Source organism: Vibrio penaeicida (genome assembly GCF_030689305.1).
In the GTDB taxonomy this organism is placed as follows: domain Bacteria; phylum Pseudomonadota; class Gammaproteobacteria; order Enterobacterales; family Vibrionaceae; genus Vibrio; species Vibrio penaeicida_B.
Map to the genome: position 1 here is coordinate 144046 of NZ_JAUYVM010000001.1, position 22139 is coordinate 166184.

16 protein-coding genes and 1 riboswitch are annotated in these 22139 nt (G+C 43.0%); of the genes, 5 read left to right on the top strand and 11 right to left on the bottom strand.

From position 1 onward, the window contains the following. Nucleotides 1–252: 252 nt before the first annotated feature. The 6 genes from Q8W40_RS00610 to cmoM all read right to left on the bottom strand — a co-directional run bounded on the left by Q8W40_RS00610 (nt 253) and on the right by cmoM (nt 9825). Nucleotides 253–1266 carry an AraC family transcriptional regulator gene (locus Q8W40_RS00610; RefSeq protein WP_305395434.1) on the bottom strand — a complete coding sequence of 338 codons (1014 nt, stop codon included), beginning with the start codon at nt 1264–1266 and terminating at the stop codon, nt 253–255. A gap of 174 nt (nt 1267–1440) precedes the next feature. Beyond that, nucleotides 1441–2337, bottom strand: coding sequence for a LysR family transcriptional regulator (locus Q8W40_RS00615; protein ID WP_305395435.1), 897 nt, complete (start codon nt 2335–2337; stop codon nt 1441–1443). A gap of 198 nt (nt 2338–2535) precedes the next feature. Then, complete coding sequence (gene mukB, locus Q8W40_RS00620; RefSeq protein WP_305395436.1) at nt 2536–7005, bottom strand: chromosome partition protein MukB; 4470 nt, start codon at nt 7003–7005, stop codon at nt 2536–2538. Further along, complete coding sequence (mukE, locus tag Q8W40_RS00625) at nt 7002–7709, bottom strand: chromosome partition protein MukE (RefSeq protein WP_305395437.1); 708 nt, start codon at nt 7707–7709, stop codon at nt 7002–7004. The genes mukB and mukE overlap by 4 nt, the downstream gene beginning before the upstream one ends. Continuing rightward, nucleotides 7690–9027, bottom strand: a complete 1338-nt coding sequence (mukF, locus tag Q8W40_RS00630; protein WP_305395438.1) for a chromosome partition protein MukF — start codon at nt 9025–9027, stop codon at nt 7690–7692. Before mukF ends, mukE begins: the two co-directional genes overlap by 20 nt. Nucleotides 9028–9042: 15 nt before the next feature. Beyond that, the gene (gene cmoM, locus Q8W40_RS00635) at nt 9043–9825 is read right to left on the bottom strand and encodes a tRNA uridine 5-oxyacetic acid(34) methyltransferase CmoM (protein WP_305395439.1); all 783 of its coding nucleotides are present in this window, start codon (nt 9823–9825) and stop codon (nt 9043–9045) included. Between the two features lie 115 nt (nt 9826–9940). Here cmoM and elyC point away from each other — a divergent pair, with 115 nt between their 5' ends. Beyond that, on the top strand, nt 9941–10732 hold the full coding sequence (elyC, locus tag Q8W40_RS00640) for an envelope biogenesis factor ElyC (protein ID WP_305395440.1): 792 nt from the start codon (nt 9941–9943) through the stop codon (nt 10730–10732). 108 nt (nt 10733–10840) lie between these two features. On the opposite strand, the gene torR is transcribed toward elyC, so the two are convergent. Further along, on the bottom strand, nt 10841–11554 hold the full coding sequence (gene torR / locus Q8W40_RS00645; RefSeq protein WP_101115480.1) for a two-component system response regulator TorR: 714 nt from the start codon (nt 11552–11554) through the stop codon (nt 10841–10843). 304 nt (nt 11555–11858) lie between these two features. On the opposite strand from torR, the gene torD reads away from it, so the two are divergent. The 4 genes from torD (at nt 11859) to Q8W40_RS00665 (ending at nt 15301) form a co-directional block, all read left to right on the top strand. Then, nucleotides 11859–12500, top strand: coding sequence for a molecular chaperone TorD (gene torD / locus Q8W40_RS00650; RefSeq protein ID WP_305395441.1), 642 nt, complete (start codon nt 11859–11861; stop codon nt 12498–12500). A gap of 362 nt (nt 12501–12862) precedes the next feature. Next, on the top strand, nt 12863–13867 hold the full coding sequence (purR, locus tag Q8W40_RS00655) for an HTH-type transcriptional repressor PurR (RefSeq protein ID WP_305395442.1): 1005 nt from the start codon (nt 12863–12865) through the stop codon (nt 13865–13867). 161 nt (nt 13868–14028) lie between these two features. Continuing rightward, nucleotides 14029–14122, top strand: a riboswitch (cyclic di-GMP riboswitch). Between the two features lie 124 nt (nt 14123–14246). Continuing rightward, the gene (locus Q8W40_RS00660; protein ID WP_101115477.1) at nt 14247–14837 is read left to right on the top strand and encodes a TfoX/Sxy family DNA transformation protein; all 591 of its coding nucleotides are present in this window, start codon (nt 14247–14249) and stop codon (nt 14835–14837) included. Nucleotides 14838–14971: 134 nt separating this feature from the next. Further along, nucleotides 14972–15301 (top strand): putative signal transducing protein, encoded by a 330-nt coding sequence (locus Q8W40_RS00665; RefSeq protein ID WP_305395443.1) that lies wholly within the window; start codon nt 14972–14974, stop codon nt 15299–15301. Here Q8W40_RS00665 and Q8W40_RS00670 read toward each other — a convergent pair. The 4 genes from Q8W40_RS00670 to Q8W40_RS00685 form a co-directional block, all read right to left on the bottom strand. Then, nucleotides 15279–16076 (bottom strand): alpha/beta fold hydrolase, encoded by a 798-nt coding sequence (locus Q8W40_RS00670; RefSeq protein WP_104398854.1) that lies wholly within the window; start codon nt 16074–16076, stop codon nt 15279–15281. The genes Q8W40_RS00665 and Q8W40_RS00670 overlap by 23 nt on opposite strands. Before the next feature lie 173 nt (nt 16077–16249). Continuing rightward, nucleotides 16250–17701: a glycogen synthase GlgA gene (glgA, locus tag Q8W40_RS00675; protein WP_305395444.1), complete on the bottom strand. Its 1452-nt coding sequence runs from the start codon at nt 17699–17701 to the stop codon at nt 16250–16252. A 1-nt stretch (nt 17702) separates the two neighbouring features. Next, entirely contained in the window at nt 17703–18923 is a 1221-nt protein-coding gene (glgC, locus tag Q8W40_RS00680) for a glucose-1-phosphate adenylyltransferase (protein WP_305395445.1), read from the bottom strand. A 445-nt stretch (nt 18924–19368) separates the two neighbouring features. Then, nucleotides 19369–22068, bottom strand: coding sequence for a putative bifunctional diguanylate cyclase/phosphodiesterase (locus tag Q8W40_RS00685; protein ID WP_305395446.1), 2700 nt, complete (start codon nt 22066–22068; stop codon nt 19369–19371). Nucleotides 22069–22139 lie beyond the last annotated feature (71 nt).

The window sequence follows — 22139 nt, forward strand, 5'->3', positions numbered from 1 at the left end:
TTGTTAACAACTCAAATTAAGATAAAGGGGTAAGGAGCCGCTGTATTGACTTGAAGTGACAACTTAGTGGCACGTAAGCAATGTACGGCGATTCACCTAGTAAACACTCTATGCAACAGGTAAAAACTCTATGCAACAGGTAAAAACTATGCATTAGACAAAAACTATGCATTAGGAAAAAACATGCATTAGATAAAAAAATATGCATTGGATAAAAAGCTATGAAGGTGAAAATAACTTAAGACAAAGCCGCTACTCGGGAAAAAATAACTCGCGATATTGTGTAGGGGTAATTCCATGCCAGCGCTTGAAGGCTCTGTCGAACGCAGCAAGTTCTGAATAACCTAAGGTTAAAGCGATATCGATCATTGAGATAGCGGCTTCATGTAACAACTGACACGCGAAATGACGACGAACGTTATCCACCAAATAGGAAAAGCTCACATCGTGATCCGCTAATCTGCGCTGAAGTGTACGACGGCTCATGCACATGTGCTCAGCGGCTTTATCAATTCCGCACTCTTCATCAGACAAGAGCTGAAAGATGACATCTTCCAGCTCTTGGAAAAAAGACAGTGTTTCAGATTGTTGGTCGATTTTTTCAGTCAAATTGCTGCACATAATGTCATACAAGCGCTGATCCGATGCAGCAATCTGCGCTTCCAGAACGTGGTTTTCTATCGTGACAAAATTGAATGGTTGTTCTGCCAGAAGCAAAGACTGAGTCTTCTCACTGATGTTTTGTTTCCGCTCACTGTGCGTTAAACCAATGAGTACTGGGCTCCAATCTGGATTACATAAATATTGTATAAGGCGGATAAAAAAGCCTAGAGACATATGGGTATCATGCGTCGATGCTAAGCCTTCAGAATTCACGCGGTAACACAAATCCATGCAATCAGGGTGATGGAGGCTAGGTCTTAGAAAAACCTCTGTGTGGCTTTGCACTAATTGTACGTAATCACAAGTGACTGATATGGCATCTTTGAGACGAGTCGAATTGACTATCGCATACCCCATGATGCCCATGTTTCGAAAATCAAAATCTTGATAGATATCCCAGCCAAAATCAGGGTTTCCTGTCAACGTTTCCACCCGATTCAGGAACTGATAGAAATCGCTCAGATAAAGATAGCTACCGTCTTCCAAGTATTGAACAGCTTCTCCTGGTTCTGGCAATAGATCGTCAGAAACCTCTTCATCCAGCGTGCGAAGATAAGCCAAAACCTGATCAGAAAAAATTCTCGAAATCGTACCTGAAACCATGAAATTCTACTATTGCTCAAACAGCCTTTATTTCTAACACAAGCCAACTCTCATATAAACGGAAAGCGTTAACCAAATTGACCACTTCGGAAAACTGGCGAGGGTCTGTTGACCTTTTTCGGTTAAATTTCATTCATACTCTATGTCATTTGAGCGCGACGTAAACTGTGACGCTTAGTTAAGCGCAGACAAAAACGTTTCTAACACTAAGTTTGCTCGACGCTCTTTACGTGTAATGGAGGCAAAAGGCTGGGAGTAACCATATTGCTGAGGCAGAATGGCTTTCATCACACCATCATCAACCCACCTTTGAGCAAAATGATCCGGTAGATAACCTAAGTACTGCCCTGTAAGTAAGAGAAACGCGATGCCTTCCCTATCTGTCGCCGTTGCTGAACTTTTCATTGTGTTATACAACGACTGAATTTTTGGTGTTTGTGCATAAGCAGGCACAATTGCATCCCACTCGGTGAGATCGACGGATTGAACGGTCTCGGAAAACAATGGATGCCCTGAACCGCAATAAAGTAGTGACGTCTCGTTATACAAAGGTTCATATTGAAGCCCAGATAACGTGCGGATATGCGGAATCATTCCAACGTGCAAAGTGCCATCCAGAACCCCTTTTTCAACATCATTCGGTGGGATCATTCGAATGTTAATAGTGACGTCTGGCCCGGCTTTTTTTAGCTCCGCAAGAGCATTAGTAATGCGCATTTCCGTCATCGATACCATGTTGTCAGTAATACCAATGTTTAATTCACCGACGAGGCTCGAATGCAACGTATTAATCTGAGTTTTGAACTCCTCCAACGATGCAAGTAATTGAAGGGTGTACTGGTAAACCTGCTGCCCTTCATCGGTCATTGAAAAACCCGATCGCCCGCGATGGCAAAGCTTAAACCCTAATCGGATCTCTAAGTCTGCCATTGCTGCACTGATCGCCGCGCGGCTGATGTTTAACACGACCTCTGCCGCCGAAAACCCTCCCGATTCCACCACACAACGAAAAATACGTAGTAGGCGTAAATCGATATCACTGAGTTGACCCGTTAGCGATTTCCTTTTCATAAAAACTGTCCGTCATTGCGATACGCTTATTACTCTACCCAAGTAACTAAAAAGTAGAGCTTTGAATCCTACATCCTGAGTTTGTTTGAGTACAGTGTGCGTTCGAAATGAAAATATGGAATAAAAAACGCCTCCAGAAAAGGAGGCGTTATTCGGCTTAGCAAATTGTATTTGCTAATAGCTGTGAAGGCTTGGAAGTTAATCAACTAAATCCGCTTCTTCCAATGCTTCTTGAGCGGCATCACTTACCTTAGGTGTGTCACCAAACCCTCTTAGCCCTACAACATGCACGTGCTCGTGGTCTTTAAATACCTTACGAACCAGTTTATAGGTGGTCCCTTTTTCTGGGCTGATGTTTTCTGGTGCGGCAATAAGCAATTGCATGCCCAAACGGTCACAGAGTTCAAACAGTGTCGAGATCGATTTCGCATCAAGACGGGCGGCCTCATCTAAGAAAAGAAGACGACAAGGCACGATATCTTTACTGCGTAAGCGTCGAGATTCCTCTTCCCAGCTTTGCACCACCATCAGCAGAATGGATTGACCAGTACCAATGGCTTCACCCGTAGACAAGGCTCCTGATTCTGCTTGCAGCCAGCCATCTGAGCCGCGGTTAACTTCAACACTCAATTCTAAGTAGTTTCGGTAATCTAACAGCTCCTCGCCCAACACTTGCGGTGAGCGCTGCCCCATATCAATGTGTGGGTTAACACGCTGGAACAATTTGGCCATCGCTTCAGAGAAGGTAAAACGTGTACTTTCAAACAGATCTTTATGTTGTTCTTGCTGTGTTGCTAAACCATTGAGAAGAATTTCGTGGCTTTCACGAATATTCACGTTCAAGCGAACGCCTTTTACCTGACCAAAGTAGATGTTCGATAGCCCTTGGTTAAGCATGCGAATTCGGTTTTGCTCTCGTTGAATCGTCTTCTTGATGATCGCAGCTACCGATTCAGAGCTGATTGCCAAACGGTTTTCACGTTGAGTCAGTTCTTCGGTAAGACGAGCCAGCTCCACTTCCATTTCTTCAATAGCTTCAACGGGATCATCTGTACGAATGATATCTTGACGAATACGCTCACGAAGATGCTGATACACCGCAATGTAAAAGAGCACCTTTTTCTCTGGTCGAGAGTTATCTTCGGACGATCGTAATGCATCGCGTAGGTCTTCATTATCCGCAACAGCTAGACGCAACGCACCGAGTGACTTATCCGACATAGAGCGTAATTCATCTGCCGACATGTAAGCCAGTTCACGGCGATGTAAACGACGCTCTACATCATTTTCTCTTGCAAGCCGAAGAACAGAACACCATCCCGCTTTTGCGGCTACCACAAAGGTACGAAGTTCAATGTATTCTTTCTGAACTTTCTTCAAGCGCTTCGCCAAAGCTTTCATTTCCAGCTCAGTCGATGTGATTGTGCGCTCAAATTCACTCTTACGATTACGAGAAGCGTGTAAGCGTTCTTGCAACTCATCGCGACGATTACGCGCACGCTCTTCTGCCCCAGCATCCGCGTTAACACCAAATTCTTGCAATTCTGCACGGAACTCTTGCATTGTCTCCGCTTTCGCTTGGTGTGAACTTTTAAGTGATGCAAGCACCTGATTATACTGGCTAAGCTGTTGTTGAGACTGCTTTGATACTTCACGGTGACGCGTACGCGCTCGCTCCGCTTCCACTAGCTTTGATTTTAACTGCTCGCTCAATTCACTGCTTTTATTCAGTAATTCAACCGAGTCGGAATAGCTAAAGTGATGACGACGCTCTACCAAATCCGCCAAAGCAAAGAGTGTCGTTTTCAGACCTTGAAGTTCAATATCTGCTGCTTCGTGCTCCGCTTGCAGCGCATCGAATTGCTCTGGATCCGCTTCTAGAGCAGAGGCAATTTTTTCAAGTTGAGCAACCGCTTTACCATGCATGCTCTGGAAGTGCTTCGCTTCACTTAAACTTGCGAGTTTTTCTTCCAATTCTTGATGACGTTCGGCTAAGGTTTCATCCTCTATCACACCCATCATTGGCGCTAGCTTATCAAGCAGTGACAGTGCCTGTTTAGATGCCGTAAGCTGGCTGCGCTGTTGCTGTTCTCGGTTTTCCAAGTCAGATAACTGGCGAGCGAATTGGTTGCGTTTATCACGCGCAACCTGAAGGGCTTGTTCTGGGTCTGCTTCAAAAGCGACACCAATATGTTTTGCCACAAATTCGTTGAACGCTTGGTAAAGGCGTTGAAGCTTCTGCGAATCAAACGACGCTTTCGCATGCTTCTCCACAACTTCGTCTCGTTCTTCTCGCAGCAGCGACAAACGTTGTTCACGCGCCGCGCGTCCAAACAACGGAATTTCAGGGAAACGAGAGTAACGCATTTGGCGATCGTTCAGCTGAACACAAACCGCGCCTTCAAGTTCATCGGCGTTGAATGAGCTGTCGTCGAAGGCATCTACGTCACCTTCGATGATGTACAAGTCTTCAGGGCAATCGTCTAACTCTATGAGCTTCTCTTTAATACCTGAAAGGTCAGACACCACAATAGCGTGACGTGCTGGACCGTACATCGCACTAAAATACGGCGCATCATCAATCGTGATGTCGTCGTAGATTTCAGAAAGCAGTACACCGCCTAACGTATCCGCTAACCCTTTAAGACGTGGATCGTTAGAGCCACCCGGTGATGCCAAGCGTTCAATTTCATGATCCAGCTGAGTACGTCGTTCACCTAGCTTATCTTTAGCCATCGATTGAGACTTCTCTCGCTCAAGGACTTGTTGCATCTCAGACATCACTGCCTGACTGTCGTATAAATCCGATTCGGATTGCTCTTTCAGCTTTTCAAGTGCATCGTTAGCAGCAATCCAAGTCGGCGCAATAGCTTCAAACTTTTTGATTTCAGCGTCTGCATCTTGCTGATGACGGCGAAGTTCACTGCGTTGTTCACGCAATACTTCTTTATCATGTTCAACAGATTCAATCGTTGCACTGTGACGTTCGTGTTCTTGCTCGAGAGTTAACTCATCGACCAAATCTACACTGTGCTGTTTTTGATATTCAGCAACACTTTGCTGCGCGACACGCTGCTGATTAAGGCTTCTCTCAAAATCACGATACTGCGCTTGCCATTGTGATTCATTTTGCAGCAGTTGTTGATTCTCACGGGCTTTCTGTAGGCTAGCTTTGGCGGCAGCAGAAGCCTGAGTGCGTTCTACCTCTCCTGCAATGCTCTTAATAAGCGCATACGCTTGCTCAAACTGCTCTGCGGCAGCAGAAGACATGTCCAATTTATGTTTGATGGACAACAACGCGGTTGTTTTGTCTTGCTCTGATTGCTTTAACTCGCTCAATAGAGTGGTGGCATTGTCAGAGGTGAGACCATCGAATCCTGCCAGTTCTTTCGCTTTTTCCAGTGCCTTAACAGCTTGCTGATACTGCAATGCACGAGTCTGTTGAACATCCAGCGCTTGCTGGTAATCCGCAAGCTGCGTTTTCAAGCTGTCCACTTCTTCTTCCGAAATGTGCGCCTGTTCTTCCGCTTCAAGCAAACGTTCTTGAGCTTCTTCAACCACCATGCTTTGCTCTTCAAGGCGCTCGCTCAGTTCTTCTAGATCTTCTTGATAGCGTTCGATTTTTTCTTGTTGTCGAAGGGCATTTTGGACTAGCTGGAGATGATCCGACGCGGCTTGGTGGTCTTGTTCCAGCCCGCCTTCTTGCTCAACCAGCAATTCAAGCTCTTCTTGCACGCGGTTAAGTAAGTTGTTCTGTTCGATTAACTGAGAACGCGATCCAAACAACTCTGAGCGCAAAGACATCGTTGATTCAAGCTTGTTACGGCGATCATTCGCATGACGCATATAATCAGCTGCAACGTAATTCGTCGACTCCGTGATTAAATGCTTAAACAAATCCCTATCAGCTTGAGTGGTTTTAATGGCTTCCAACGTCATGCGGTTTTCACGCAGTGCGGATTCCATGTCTTGGAATGCTTTCTTTACTCCGCCATTTTGAGGCAGTAAGTAGTCGCGCAATGAACGTGTGATAGCACTAGAAATACCGCCGTATAAAGACGCTTCAATCAATCGATAGAACTTAGAACGGTCGCTGCTGTTGCGAAGTTTCTTCGGCAACACGCCAAATTCGAACATTTGCGAGTGGTATTCAACAACGGAAGAGAATGCTTTGAAATGAACGCCTTCATGCTGAAGTACCGTTTCTTTTACTTCATTGATTTGGCGAACACGTGCATGTTTTTCCGATACACTTTCAATAAGCACATCGGTCGGTTTGATGTGACTCGGTAAACCCTGAATAACAAACGGCTTAATATCGACTTTTTTGTCTCGCCCAGCCACTTGCTGTAATTTTACGGCAAACAATAGTCGCTGGTTGCGTGAGTTAACCACATCAAGTACCGCATAACAGGCACCCGGTTGTAACTTACCGTACAACCCTTTATCGCGCGAGGCTTGAGAGCTACCGGCTTCTGTTGTATTTCGGAAATGCAGCAAGCTTTGGTCGGGAATTAATGCGGTAATAAACGCCGCCATCGTGGTCGATTTACCCGCACCGTTACCACCAGAAAGTGTCGTAACCAACCCATCGATATCAAAAGTACGTGCGAAAAAACCGTTCCAGTTGATCATGGTTAGTGATTGATATTTACCTCTTTCAATCATACTTCACCCTCTATTTCTTGTTCTTCTTCAGGCTCTTCTAGCAAGCTGACTTGGCTAGGTTCTTGTTGGTGAACAACGGCTTCACCATCGCGGATTAGGCGTAATTGCGCTTCACGTATGTCATCACCTACACGCACATCGGCACCAAATCGAAATACCGCTTCACTGATGCGGAACTTTCCGTTTTCACCAATTGAGATAATCATGCCTAATCGGCGTAAACGTCTTAACGACGTGCGGACTTTATCGAACAGTTTTTCACGATCGAGATCAGAACCCGTCGCCCGATTGGTCACTAACTTCATGAGCTTTTTCTCATCCGCTAGCGAGATCATTTCGTCGTAAAGCTCTTGATTGGTAAAAATACCTTCATGAGCCAGTCTTTCGGGGCTCAGATAAAGGAAACACAACACTTTGCCAACCAGCATGTCTAACTCCGAAAGAACACTTCGACCAATCAAAGAGGTAGAACGTGGTCGAAGATAGAAAAATCCTTCAGGCGCTTTTACTAGTTCAGTGTTGTAACGTTGATAAAACAGGGCAAGTTCGGTCTCGAAATCACTCAGCAATGCGTGGTTGTCCATATCTTCAGAGGAGATATGTCGCCCTGCTCTAAGTACACTATCCAGCGCGGGAAACAGCGGGTTAGAAATCGCTTTTGCCAGTTTCTCTGGCATATATTCTTCAGTATTTGTCAATGACATTTGCTTGTACCTTAGCGCCAAAATCGTTGATAGCCTGCCAATCAGGTTGAATCGCCTGATAGTCAGATTCTGAGTAACCTAAGCGCACGGCTTGGTCGACAACAATTCTAGCTAAATCAAAATGATGCGTTTGTGGGTGTGTCGAAAGGTAATCGCGTAGAACCACTCCCAAATCGATAGAAGCGCCTCGCTCTTTATGAGCCTTGAGCATGTCGTTTATTCTTTCTGACAACTCATCATTAACTTGCTCAAATTCTTCGTATTCGACATCCATTGGTACCTGCCCCATGACTTCATCATCACGCAGAACCAAAGCTTCATCACGCATATCTCGCAGCCTTTCGGCGTCGGCATACGTCAACAACCATGGAGCGTCGAGATAGTCTTTTAGAGACTGTCGTAATCTCTGGCTGAAGGCGCGGTTTTTGTCCATGTCGATAGCGGTTCGGATAAACTTGTGAACATGGCGGTCGTAACCGATCCATAGATCGATGGTCTGCTGACCCCAGCTTACAATGCGGTCTAGCTTCATTTGCAGCCCATAAAGCGCTTCTTCAACGAATTGCAAATCATCCTGTGCGTAGACAAGCCCTTGAATATCGAGGATCTGAGTTTGCATTTCATCGCCAGCGGCTTGCAGTGTATCTTGCAGTTCTTTTAGGGTATCGGATGTTTCGCTGAGCAGTGCTTCACAACTATTGATCGCCTCACGCCAATCTTGGTTCAGCAGCTCTGCTATTTGGTCTTTGACCAATTGCTGCTGTTCATCCATGACTCGCTGATTGAGGTCGATTTGATCGAAAATCTCACCGACTGAGTATTTTAAAACGCCATAAACATTTTTTTGCCAATGACCTGGTGTCCCGCCTTCTTTTGCAGCTGCGATCGCTTTCTCCATTTCACCTGCCACCATGGACAGCTGAATGGACAATCGTAACTTTGAAAATTCTCGGTGGCGCACATAATAATCGGTAATGCCAACCGCTAATGGCGACAAGCGATAGATGCTTGCACCTTCTGTAATTTCACTGGTAAATCGGCTTAATAGCTTCTGTTTCACCATTTCATTGATGGCGTTATTCGCCCGAAATGCAGAAGCTTCCCCCGTTTCTTCAAACAAGCGGGTGACGATAGAGAACGCATCATGCAACTCTCCCTCACCCAACTCTTCATCAAATCTCTCGTTACTTAAAACGGCTAACGCAATCAGAAAAGCCAGACGTTCAGTAGACAAGTTCAATGAGAAATCGTGTTGTTTTACCCAGCTAACCAATTCGTCGATTGGTTGCTCTACAACATCTTGAGTTACATCACTCATTGTTCATCCTGTTTATTATTCCTTTCTTTTCGCCCAAACATGAATGTAGCGACCTAAAGAAAGGTAAGGCTCCTGACGACACAGTTGTCTTTCAAGTGCCAATACATCTTCAAATTGATAATCGCCCATGTACTCCATATTACCTATGTAGTCGTGGAAGGACCGAATACCCGATTTACCACAAATTTCAAACCCAGCATTCTCTATCCATTGATAGACTTCTTCCGGCTTCAAACCTTTTTGGGGCTGAAGTTTAAAGCGTTTTCTATGCGGCATTCCTTCTAAAATGTGTGGAATATTGCCGCATATCACGTTTTTCAAAACCAAGCCGTGATGGTTATAAAACATGATAGAGCCGATACCACCTGGCTTTATCTGCTTCAAAACCGTTTCTAACGCCGATTTCGGGTCTGCTAACCACTCCATCACCGCGTGGAAAAGCACCATATCAACTTTCTCGTGGAGGTGCTGTTCAATTTCTTGAACTGGAGAGTGAACTAGCTGATATTGGGAAAGCAAACCGTGTTTTTCAATGTCTACTTTTGCCAGTTTTAGCATTTCAGAAGATAGATCACAGAGTGTGACATTGTGTCCGCGTTGGGCAATTTTTTGCGACATTTGCCCAAGCCCGCCACCTGCATCCAAGATATTTAAACGGCAACATTCATCGTTTAGCTCACTTAATGCTACAATTAAATCTTCCCAAACAATGGTTTGACGTATATCACCTTTCTCAGATCCGTAAATATTTTTTGCGAATTTGTGGGCAATATCGTCGAAATTACGATCTTCTGTCACTGTGGCTTAGGTTATTATATCTATTCGTGCCGCTTATTCTGTCACAGGATAAGAAGTAATAAAGGCTTGTTAGCCTTTTTCATAATCAAGTGATGATTTTTCGGACTATTTAAGTATGTTTGAGCTGAAAAAAGTGTTTTCTGCGCTGCTGATGCCGCTCCCGGGGTTTTTAATAATTGGTGTGGTGGGGCTATTGTTGGTCATGTTCACCTTAAAAAGAGGTACTGGCTGTTTTTTGATTTTCGTGTCTTTCACTGGCATTTTCCTTTCTTCTTTCCAACCTGTTGCCAGTGGACTATTGATGCCAATGGAGCGTCAACACAAAGGCTTTCTACCTATAGAAGGCACTGTTGACTATGTGATGGTGTTGGGAAGCGGTCACGTTGTTGATGATGATATTCCACCAACATCGGAATTAAGCAGAACGGCATTAATGCGGTTATCCGAAGGTATTCGTATTCTTAGGATGTATCCCGGTGCAAAATTGATTTTGTCTGGCTACGCTGGTGGCTCTGAGATCAGTAATGCTCGAATGATGGCGAAAGTAGCACTCGCATTAGGCGTCGCAAAACCCGATATCATTCTTTTGGAGACAGCAAAAGATACGTGGGAAGAAGCAAGACAAGCTTCCGTGTTTGTAAATAACAAAGTGCTGGTACTTGTCACTTCTGCAAGTCATATGACACGTGCGTTACGTGAATTTAATGATGCGGGTATTGACCCCGTTCCAGCACCTACGAACTTTCTGGCTTCCAATGGCACGATGCAGCCATGGAACAAGTACCGCCCTCAAGCTAAATACTTGGAGTGGACGGAAACCTATTGGCATGAACGTTTAGGGCTTTGGTGGCAAACCCTTCGAGATTTTGCGACTAACTCCAACGCACAGCTAAATGAAGCTTCTTAAATTGATTTAGCTTGAGGTATCAAATTACCAACAAAAAAACCGAGGATGCTACCCTCGGTTTTTTCAATCTTAATAATCATTTACTGCTGATAAAAATCAATCTCAGCATCAATCTCCAGCAAACATGTAACCTTCACCGTGCACTGTGACAAAAATCTGTGGATTTTTCGGATCGAACTCCATCTTAGCTCTCATTCGACGAATCAAAACATCAATGGTTCTATCATTAGGTGCATCAACACGATGGCTAATCATGTTTAATATACGTTCTCGGCTAAGAACCTTGTTTGGGTGTGAAGACAAAGCCACCAGCAACTCGTACTCGGCTTTGGTCAGTTTAACAGGTTCACCATTGCGGCTAAGTGCGCGACGTTGAATATCAAACGTCCACTCTCCAAAACGGATTAGTTGCCCAGATTCTTCTTTTCTGTCTTCTTTCGCTGGAGCATGACGGGCAGCGGAAATTCTCCACAACAAATTTTTTACTCTAACCAGAAGCTCTCTAAGCTCAAAAGGTTTTGTCACGTAATCATCGGCACCCATTTCAAGGCCGACAATTTTATCAATGCTGTCCGTGCGTCCTGTGACGAGGATGATCCCTATATCAGATTGACTGCGTAGTTCCCGAGTCAGCATTAGCCCGTCTTCACCTGGTAAGTTAATATCCAGCATGACTAAATCAACAGATTGCTCTTCTAAAATTGCGCGCATTTGCTCGCCACTTTCAGCTTCGCTAACTTGATAGCCTTCGTTCTGGAAATAGCCCACCAGCTTGCTACGGGTAACCACATCGTCTTCTACGACTAATACGTGATAGCTCATCTACACCACTTTCTTTTGTATTTATAAGGATATATAAGGTATTTGTTCGACTTTAATGTAAATATAAAGACAAACTTGCCACAGTCTATTTGCGACTCTTTATATTCTATTCACAAAAAGTTACATTTCTAGCGAATTCGTTAAAAAGAAGGCAATTTCCTAACTTTTATTGATTCAAAGCAACCAATTTGGCTCCTATTCATAACCTGATTTTTATTTTCATTTCTTGCCATACTTTAGATTAGTTCTGTTCATCTTAATTCGTTAGAATTGCGCTAATAACCTCATACGGAGCGGCAACGCTATGCAAGAAACAAAAGCATTCAACGAAAAGCGCGCAGAGATTTACTGGTGGCTTTCTAGCCTTTTTGCTCATGAACTTAAACAAGAAGAGTTGGAGCATTACCACACTGCTGAAATCAGGGGCTTCATTAGCGGTCTTGCAGAAAACGAAACCTTAAAACCGGCGGCTCAGCAACTTATCGAATCCCTGAATAAATTCCAAGACAGAGAAGACGCTCAGTTAGAACTCGCTGCGGATTTTTGTGGTCTATTTCTGACCACAGATAAAAAAGCTGCCTTGCCATACGCCTCTATTTACAAATCCGGTCTGCTCAATGATGAACCAGCGAAACAAATGGAATCGTTGTTAAGAGAAAAAGGTGTCTCTTTGCTAGAGGGGTTTAACGAGCCAGCGGATCACCTCGCCATTCAGTTGGACTTTTTAGGTAACCTCATTATTCGCTCAAATGAATTAAAAACGAACGAGCAATTTGAAGATGCACTGCGAGAACAGCTGTGGTTCATAAATACACATCTCATGACTTGGCTTCCAATATTTAACAAGAACTGCAAAAATCATGATGGCTTTGGGTTCTACGCAGCTTTGTCACAATTGCTTGTGAGTTTTGTCGAACTAGACCGCCAATATATTTCTGGCGAGTAAACCGGCAAGGTGGGATATCTTGATAGTATTGAGCTCGAAGACTTTACTTAGATATTGAGCTAATTTGTTTTAAATATGAAACAGTACCCTTAAAAAATATTAGGATTCCTCATAAATGTGACACTTGGTATAATTTTTTACGATTCACTCCATTGTCACATACGAAATTAAAGACTAAGATCGTGATCGCAAACGATAAAATATGAAACGCTGAAAAGCATTAACTAAGCCGCTGTATTAATAGCGGTTTTTGTGTTTTTAGTCGATTTTAATAACACAATGAAATCCGCCATGCTGAAAACATTAGCTACGTGAAATTTAGCACCTTACCCCTCAGCTCGGCTCTACAGGATATTTGTTTTATGGCCACTATTAAAGATGTCGCACGACTTGCCGGAGTATCAACTACAACGGTTTCGCATGTTATAAATAAAACACGCTTTGTTGCTGAAACTACACAAGAGAAAGTTAAAAAAGCAGTAGAAGAACTAAACTATGCACCGAGCGCTGTTGCGCGCAGCTTAAAGTGCAATACGACTCGTACTATAGGTATGTTAGTTACACAGTCTTCTAATCCATTCTTTGCAGAAGTCGTCGATGGCGTTGAAAGTTACTGTTATCGCCAAGGCTACACGTTGATCTTGTGCAATACCGGTGGGATATATGAAAAGCAACGGGATTATATTCGTATGCTTGCGGAAAAGCGTGTGGATGGCATCTTGGTCATGTGCTCAGATTTAACTGAGGATCTTCGTGAAATGCTTGATGCTCACTCATCCATTCCAAAAGTGATCATGGATTGGGGTCCAGAGAGTTCCCAAGCCGATAAGATCATCGATAACTCTGAGGAAGGTGGTTACTTAGCGACAAAGTATCTTTTAGACAATGGTCATACCGATATTGCCTGCCTTACTGGTCACGAAGAAAAAGTGGCTTGTATTGAACGGGTCATTGGCTACAAGCGGGCGCTACGAGAATACGATATCGAATTCAAGCAAGAGCGCATACTTGTCGGCAACTTCGAATGTGATACTGCTGTCTTAGCGGCGGACAAAATCCTTGCCATGGAAAACAGGCCAACGGCCGTTTTCTGCTTTAATGATCTTATGGCACTCGGAGTCATTAGTCGCCTTCAAGAGAACGGTGTCCGCGTTCCAGATGACATTTCAATCATTGGATACGACAATATTGAGCTATCAGGATACTTTTCTCCACCTCTGACGACCGTCCACCAACCTAAGCGACGAGTGGGTAAAACGGCATTTGAAATTCTTCTCCAAAGAATCAAGGACAAAGAACACGATAAACGCATCTTCGAGATGCATCCTGAAGTCGTAGAGAGAAGTTCTGTTAGAAAGTTAAATTAAATTAGTTAATTCTAATTAAGCCTGGCTATATGTCAGGCTTTTTGCTTTATTGCCCAAATAAGAAACAATATTTATATCTGTACATTTATTTTTTGAAGGCGGATCACACATAAGGCATTTTGATGTGATGCTTGTTCCGGTTTTTCTCTATGATTTTATTGTCACGCACAGGGCAAACCATTTGAAAAAGTGGGACGCAAAGCTTCCGGCCTAAATGGATTTATTTGAAATCAATATGGTAGCGGGGTTGCCGATGGCAAATATGCATACTTCTTTTCTAGAGTTAACCAAACTCTGACATCTGACTGCATCACTTTGCTATTTTTTCTCGGACCTGAACTTAGTAGTGGCATAACTTCTTTAGCCGAGACAGTACAGCATGGATAAACCAATACTTAAAAACTCATTGAAGCTATTTGAACCATTAGGGACGATAAAATCACGTTCAATGTTTGGTGGTTTTGGCGTTTTCGCCGATGACACTATGTTCGCCTTAGTCGTTCAAAACACTTTACACATCAGAGCTGACTCAAAAAGTGCTCAAAAGTTCGAACAACAAGGTTTAAAACCTTATGTGTACAAGAAGCGCGGGTTTCCGGTTGTCACCAAGTATTTTGCTCTCCCAGAAACCAGTTGGGATAATACCAATGACATCATAGAGAAAGCTTCTCTAGCACTGAAAGTTGCAAGAACGGAGAAACAAAAGCAAGCTGAAACCAAACCAACGCGTTTGAAAGACTTGCCTAATTTACGTTTGGGTACAGAAAGAATGCTCAAAAAAGCAGGGATCTCTTCCGTTCAGGAGTTGCAAAACTTCGGTTCTGTTGAAGCCTTCAAAGCCATCAAGCAGACTCATTCAAGCGATGTTGGCTTAGAGCTACTATGGGCTCTAGAGGGTGCAATTAATGGCACTCACTGGTCCGTGATTCCTCAAGATAGACGTGATGAATTAATGAAACGCTTAAGTTAGTTAAACCTTCATGCTAAAAAAGCCTCCTTTGGAGGCTTTTTTATTGCTGAAATTCACAGTTTACCTATCCCGCACAGACTCTTATGAACGAGTTACTGTCATAATTAAAACTCATTCACTATTTTGGACGAACTATGAAGGTGTACTCTACTACGCTCCCTACAGAAGCTCATATTGTATGTGAGTTGCTAAAGGCACAGGGAATCGATGTCGAAGTTCGCGGTGAAAGGTTGTTTGGCTTGCAGGGTGAGCTTCCATTTGGTCCCGATACTGAACCATATATTTGGTTAAACAACGAATTTCAGTACGACAAAGCCAAGAAGATTGTGGAGTCATATACTGATCAAACCGCTAGCCAATCAAAGCCAAACTGGTGCTGTCCAAAATGCGATGAATGGATAGAATCTCAATTTGGTGCCTGTTGGAACTGTGGGCACCACATCAGCGAGCATGCTGACGAATAAACCCTATCGATTTTTCGTTAAAAATGTCCGGCTTTTCTACATTGCACACATGGCCGCAATCAGGAATTTCAATCAACGCACTGCGCTTATGTATTCTCACCATTTCTTTGACTGGACGAAGAAACATATAATCTCTGTCTCCCATCAGATATAACGTTGGGATCGGGATTTCTTTTTCACGGAAATATTTCATCAAAGGGTTAACATCCGCAGCCAAGGTGTACCAACGTTTAAATTCTTTTTGACACAGCTTTTTCGCTTCCCTAACAAATAGATGTCGCGATTCTTTTTGATTTTTTTGTGGCATGACTATGTAAGCAAACAAGCTGTACAACCACATGTAAGGAATGAAATGCTTACTCCAGTCGCCAACTTTAACCAACACTTGTGAACGAATATCAAATCGAGTTACCGCCCCACCTAGTACCATGGTAGATACTCGCTCTGAAGCTATCTCGGCAAGGTTTCGTACAATGATGGTTCCCAAAGACATACCAACAAAATGTGCAGACTGAATTTTTAAGTGATCCAATACTTGCAAGATATCTTGGCAGATATCTTTAAACGTATAGCCTTTTTTAAGGAGATCTTGAATAACATTGTTCGACCGCCCATGACCTCTAAGATCAATAAGCAATAAATTAAAATGCTGCTTGTAGGCTTTGATCTGCTTAAACCAAATGGAAGAGCTGCCACCGGCACCATGAACAAAGACCACCCACTCATTACTGGTGGGATGGTTATAAGTCTTGTGAAATAACAAAGGGTTCGACATCGCTTAACAAATATTATGAATCTTTTTAGTTCTATTAGGTAAAAGCTTACCACAATATGAGTAAATTGGGTGACCAAGCTCCTCCTACCATAGAAAAGCCCCTCAATTTTCATTGAGAGGCTATTGTCATCAGAGGTTTTACGCAAGAAGGCTACACCCAACCCGCTCTTGTTTTACAGCAGCGCAGCCTGATACATATTCACATACTCGTTAGCCGATGTTTCCCAACTAAACTCCGTGTTCATTGCATTCAAACGAACGCGCTGAACCTCACCGGGTTGCTGCAAGTATAGAATCAACGCTCGTTGCATCGCGATCAACAATGCTTCTGGTGTTGGGTCTAAGAAGCTCAAGCCAGTCGCAAATTTTTCATCCGTATCGTAATCAACAACAGTATCCTTTAAACCGCCCACTTCACGTACAATCGGCAATGTTCCGTAAGCCATGCTATAAATCTGGTTCAATCCACATGCTTCAAACTCTGACGGCATTAGGAAGAAATCCGATCCAGCTTCAACCAAATGTGCTAGGCGATTGTTGTAAGCTTCAATGAACGAAAATTTGTTCGGATATCGGCTCGCGACCTCATGAAGTTTTGCAGCCACTTGAGGCTCACCCGTGCCTACAATAACTAGCTGAACGTCATTTCGCAAAAACTGCTCAATAATCGGTAAAAGGTAGTGGAACCCCTTTTGGTGTGTTAGACGGCAAACCATCCCGAATACAGGTAACTCTTTTGTTGGTAACCCAACCTCTTCCTGTAATTGGCATTTATTGAGCTGTTTACCCTTAACCATACTCGAAGCTTCAGCCTCATAGTGGTGATCTAGGTATTTGTCCGTCTTAGGATCCCATTCGCTATAATCGCAACCATTAAGAATCCCATATAGGTCTGCACTGCGATGAACGAAATCGTCCACCATTCCGTGTGACCCTAACGCGGTCATCAGCTCTGCGGCATAATTAGGGCTGACAGCATTCACTTTGTCTGCGTACGCAACACCTGCGCGTAGCATACTGATACAATCTTGACCGTATTGCAGCCGTTCTAACCCAGACAGGTTCAGCTCAGGAATAATCTCCAAGTCATGGTAGGTATAGACACCCTTAAAAATCGCGTTGTGAACGGTTAAAACACTTCTAATGGAGCGAAAGCGCTCATCATGTTCATAGCGAGTTTTTAATAAGAATGGTACTAACCCTGTATGCCAGTCATTGGCATGGATAATGTCTGGTTTTATTCCGAGTTTAGGTAGAATATCGAGGCAAGCAGAAGCGAAAAAACCGAAACGCTCTCCATTATCTGGATACGCTTGATTAGACTCCGCATACAATTCACTACGATCAAAGTACTTGTGGCATTCAACGGCATAAACAGGAACACCATCTAGCGATAATTTCTTTACTTGATAACGCACATGTGGCCAGAAATCTAACTCAGTATTGAGTACAACTTCGGCACTTTCTAATCCAGGTAAGGTTCGATAGCCTGGGATAACTATTGACACATCATGCCCTAGAACTTGAAGGGCCTTAGGTAGGGCTTTGGCAACATCTGCCAAGCCACCACTTTTCACCAAGCCTTCGGCTTCAGAAACCGTAAACCAGATATTCATTCGATCCATACTAGAACCCAACTTTCGTTCCTTTCTTGATGACGACTACACCCTCAGGGGAAACGTGGAAACGCTGAGCATCAAGCTCTAGATCTTCACCAATAATCGTCCCTGGAGCAATTTCGACATCTTTATCAATAATGGTTCGACGTATTTTACAACCTGCACCAATTTTTACATCACCTAAAAGGATAGATTCACTAATAATCGAACCACTCGCAATGTTACTCCGATAACCTAGAACAGATTTGTGAATAGATGACCCTTGAATGTAGCTGCCGCCAGACACTAAGCTGTCGTTGACGCGCACACGACAATCGTCATTAGTATCAACAAACGTTGCTGGTGGTAAAGGTGGGTAATAGGTATGCAATGGCCAGCTTCGGTTATAAAGAGAAAACTCAGGATCTTTCTCAAGTAGATCCATATGCGCCGCCCAATAAGAATCTATTGTGCCGACATCTCTCCAGTAAGTAGAACCCTTTTCACCATTTATTTTGTTGGTAGAGAAATCGTAAACATACACTTCTCCGGATGGAAACATCTTTGGAATAATGTCTTTACCAAAGTCATGGCTGGATGTTTCGCTGTCCGCATCTTCACGTAGCTCTTTACATAAGGAGTCTGCGTCGAAAATGTAGTTTCCCATCGAAACTAACGCTTCCTCTGGGCTACCTGGAATAGACTTTGGATTTTCTGGCTTTTCTTCAAAACCAATCATTTTTCCATTTTTATCTACCTCAATAACACCGAATTGCGACGCCTCTTTGAGCGGCATCCGCAAAGCTGAAACCGTAAGTTTCGCTTCCATTCGCTTATGAAAATCAAGCATTTGCCTGATATCCATTTTGTAGATATGGTCTGAACCAAAAATGCAAACTTGATCAGGTTGCGCTAATTCGATAAACCGAATGTTTTGGTAGATAGCATCTGCCGTACCCTCATACCAACGTTTACCGTCACGCATTTGAGCTGGAATAGGGTCGATGAACCTGTCTGTAATACCCGACAAATTCCAACCTTTCTTCATATGCAAATAAAGGGATTGAGATTTAAATTGCGTGAGAACATAAATTCTCATTAAATCTGCGTTTACAAAATTATTCAGAGCGAAATCTATCAGGCGATAGCTTCCTCCGAAAGGCACCGAGGGTTTACTGCGTGACCCTGTTAGGGGTCTTAGTCTAGAACCTTCCCCACCCGCAAGAATCATTCCTAATACACCAGCCATTATATATCTCCATATCTTATAGTTTTATGCCCGACTAACGAAATACGTGTGTTTCGATTGTTGGGTCATACGTCCATGTGCAGAGACAGTGTTCTGCTCCGAGTTGAACCACGACATTACATGCGTCGCACTTTGTGTAACTTATGTGCAACCCCACGAAAATCTCTTGGAGAGATAACTGCCACTCACATAGTGAGCCTGATCCGTAAGCTTTAAGAAATGGAAGCTATTAACAACTTTCTCATTCCATCAGGCAAATCAAGCGAAAAATACTGATATTGTTCATATTTATTATTTTGCACTTTTATATTTATACTTTACGAAGTGCGATTTATGAGCTTATTTTTAACTCAATGCATATGCAATTACAATCATTATTTTGCGATCCATGCCAACAATTGTGTGACCACAAGCAAACGTTTGCTTTCCGTTGGAGATTCGTTAATTAATTGTTTTTAACTGGTGCATTCATGCACTGTTTTTGTGCAAGTAACGCTTGAAACGAATTAGCATCAATAGGGGGACTAAAATAAAAACCTTGGCTAAATTCACACTGTTTTGCTTCCAAATACTCGTATTGAGATAGGGTTTCGATTCCCTCGGCCACGATACTTAAACCCATGTTATGTGCGATAGAAATAATCGCATCTAACAGTACGGTAGGCTCTTGAGGTTCATCGATTCTTGCCACAAACGAGCGGTCAATTTTTAATTTTGTCAGTGGTAATTCATTTAAATAGCTCAAGCTCGAATAACCCGTTCCAAAATCATCAAGTGCAATTTTTATTCCTAAATCTTTTAGTTGTCCTATTTTCGCAATAACATCAGTATAACTTGCCAATAATGACGTTTCGGTGACTTCCAGTGTGAGGTGTTGTGGAGGGAGTTTGTAGCGTTCTAGTATTTCTTTAATATTTGACACAAAGCCTGCATCATTAATTTGAAGAGCGGATAAGTTAACAGCAATGTCTTTGATCCCTAGCCCTTCATCTAGCCAGGCTTTCAATTGAGATATGGCTTGCTCTAAAACCCAGTTTCCTATTTCTAGGATCAGACCTGAATCTTCAGCTACTGGTATAAAATGAGAAGGTGGGATCAGACCTTTCTCTGGATGGTTCCAACGTACTAAAGCCTCTGCAGATTCAATTATTTGTGTTTGATTGTTAAGAATGGGTTGATAAACCAGCTTGAACTCATTATTGGTAATTGCGCGCCTTAGCTCACTTTCTGTTTCAAACTGAGCGCTTCCAATTTCAGACATAGAGGGTTGATAGAAGTTAATCGCTTTGTTTTTCTCTTTTTTACCAAAGAATATGGCCAAGTCAGCAAGACGTATCAGTTCAGAGGGGGATTCGACGGGTTTGTCCGATAACGTTACCCCGCAAATTATTTGAGTCGAATAAGTGCTGCTTCCAAGTTCAATCGGGCGTGCAATTTCGTTTATCAACTCTTCCAGCCGCACACTCACTCGCGCCTCGCCAACAAATGGAAGAACATAGATAAACTCGTTCCCTCCCCACCTTGCAAACCCTTCGTCTCTTTGTAACTTTTCGCTAATACGCTCAGATAACTCGACCAAAAGCATATCGCCATATTCGTGCCCATAATGGTCATTAACCAGTTTAAACCCTTTTATATCTAGCAGCGCGACTGAGAACTCTACCTCCTTCGTAAGGCGGTCAGAGATAAGCTGTAAGGCAGAGTAGCGGTTAGGTAGCCCAGTCAGGCTGTCGTAGCGTGCGTGATACTCGAGCTCTCGTTGATACTCTGCATGCTGTGTTACATTTTCAAACAGCCCTAATATGCTCGATAGGTCGCCTGCATCGTCATAAATTGCGGAAAAGCACCACTTGAGGACTTTTTCTCCACCAAGATCGTCACGATAACCAATTTCGATGCGTTTGCTACTGTCTTTACCGTGTTGATAGAGCTTCAAAAACGGCTCAATGGACCACATATGCCGCTTTAGAAGAACAGGTAATTGGTTAATTTTTCTACCTTCCACTTCATCTTGCTTTAGCTGGAATATCGTTTCGCACAGCGTCGACCACCTTTGAATTCTGAGGTTTGTGTCCCACTCAACCACCCCAAAAGGTGAATTATCCAATAAACTATTTAAACGATTATAAGCCTGATTAAGATGGGCACCTTGCTCAATAAGTTGTTGTTTTAATTCATCCTGCTCTATTAGAACACGGTCAAATTGCTCACAAAAACCTTCTAACTCATCGAGCTTTGCTGGCGCTCCTGAAGAAAAGTCATCGACATACTGTTTACTTCTTCTCAGTAGCTCAAAAACAGGTTTTAAAACCGTATTCGAAAAACCCCACCAAATTATGGCGATAGCCATCAAATAACCAAAAACCAGAAACAAAATATTTCCAGCCAAGTTTTCAAAAACAACTTGAGAAAACCCCCTAGAAGAAAGGGATATAAGTATCTTTGGGGACGAAGGAATGTTAGGAAATAGTACCCGTTTTATTTCGATTTTTAGTCGCTCATCAGAAATAATATTTTCGGGCTTTAACCCATTTGTAGCCAATACGTTTTTGTGGACATCGACCAAGTTAATGGATGCGCTGTAAGGGATATCCATCTGTAGAAATTTACTTTGCCACCAATCAAATGAAAGCTCACCAACAATTGCTGCTCGGCTACCTTCATTAAACACTCCTAGAGGGTAGGCAACTTGTAAAAAGGGTTTATCTACACGAGTTCCGGACAACACATCACCAATTGATAATCTCTGATTCAATATGGCTTGCTGAACATAAATTTGATTCACTATGACATCGACATCATTACGTATTTTTGTCGCCTGACAACTTTGAGCATTATTAGGAGAAGAAATAATGAGGTTTGAAAAATAGGGGCTCAATTTTAGCCAATGGCGAAGTACATCTTGGCATTGCACCTTGTTATCGATAAGTGTTTTATAAGAATAACTGATAGTATTTAAGAAGCGCTCTGATTCTGACAGAGTTAGCGCTTGCTCCCTTACTAGTTGCTCAGCAACACCAGAAGCCCAGCGTTCCACCGCCGACTTTTCTTGAATAAATTGCCACCAGGAATTTGCTGCCATAAGTACAATAGCAGGAAACAGTCCAATTGCTGTAATTAACAACAACCGTGCTTTAAGCCTCAATATCTTCTCCCAACCAACGTTGAAAATTAATAGGTCATTAATTTTCTCTAGAATTTGATCTTATTTTTATA

What these genes read in the sequence shown, in the direction of transcription:
- Q8W40_RS00610 (WP_305395434.1), bottom strand. Translation starts at nt 1,266, where the DNA reads ATGGTTTCAGGTACGATTTCGAGAATTTTTTCTGATCAGGTTTTGGCT.
- Q8W40_RS00615 (WP_305395435.1), bottom strand. Translation starts at nt 2,337, where the DNA reads ATGAAAAGGAAATCGCTAACGGGTCAACTCAGTGATATCGATTTACGC.
- mukB (WP_305395436.1), bottom strand. Translation starts at nt 7,005, where the DNA reads ATGATTGAAAGAGGTAAATATCAATCACTAACCATGATCAACTGGAAC.
- mukE (WP_305395437.1), bottom strand. Translation starts at nt 7,709, where the DNA reads ATGTCATTGACAAATACTGAAGAATATATGCCAGAGAAACTGGCAAAA.
- mukF (WP_305395438.1), bottom strand. Translation starts at nt 9,027, where the DNA reads ATGAGTGATGTAACTCAAGATGTTGTAGAGCAACCAATCGACGAATTG.
- elyC (WP_305395440.1), top strand. Translation starts at nt 9,941, where the DNA reads ATGTTTGAGCTGAAAAAAGTGTTTTCTGCGCTGCTGATGCCGCTCCCG.
- torR (WP_101115480.1), bottom strand. Translation starts at nt 11,554, where the DNA reads ATGAGCTATCACGTATTAGTCGTAGAAGACGATGTGGTTACCCGTAGC.
- torD (WP_305395441.1), top strand. Translation starts at nt 11,859, where the DNA reads ATGCAAGAAACAAAAGCATTCAACGAAAAGCGCGCAGAGATTTACTGG.
- purR (WP_305395442.1), top strand. Translation starts at nt 12,863, where the DNA reads ATGGCCACTATTAAAGATGTCGCACGACTTGCCGGAGTATCAACTACA.
- Q8W40_RS00660 (WP_101115477.1), top strand. Translation starts at nt 14,247, where the DNA reads ATGGATAAACCAATACTTAAAAACTCATTGAAGCTATTTGAACCATTA.
- Q8W40_RS00665 (WP_305395443.1), top strand. Translation starts at nt 14,972, where the DNA reads ATGAAGGTGTACTCTACTACGCTCCCTACAGAAGCTCATATTGTATGT.
- Q8W40_RS00670 (WP_104398854.1), bottom strand. Translation starts at nt 16,076, where the DNA reads ATGTCGAACCCTTTGTTATTTCACAAGACTTATAACCATCCCACCAGT.
- glgA (WP_305395444.1), bottom strand. Translation starts at nt 17,701, where the DNA reads ATGGATCGAATGAATATCTGGTTTACGGTTTCTGAAGCCGAAGGCTTG.
- glgC (WP_305395445.1), bottom strand. Translation starts at nt 18,923, where the DNA reads ATGGCTGGTGTATTAGGAATGATTCTTGCGGGTGGGGAAGGTTCTAGA.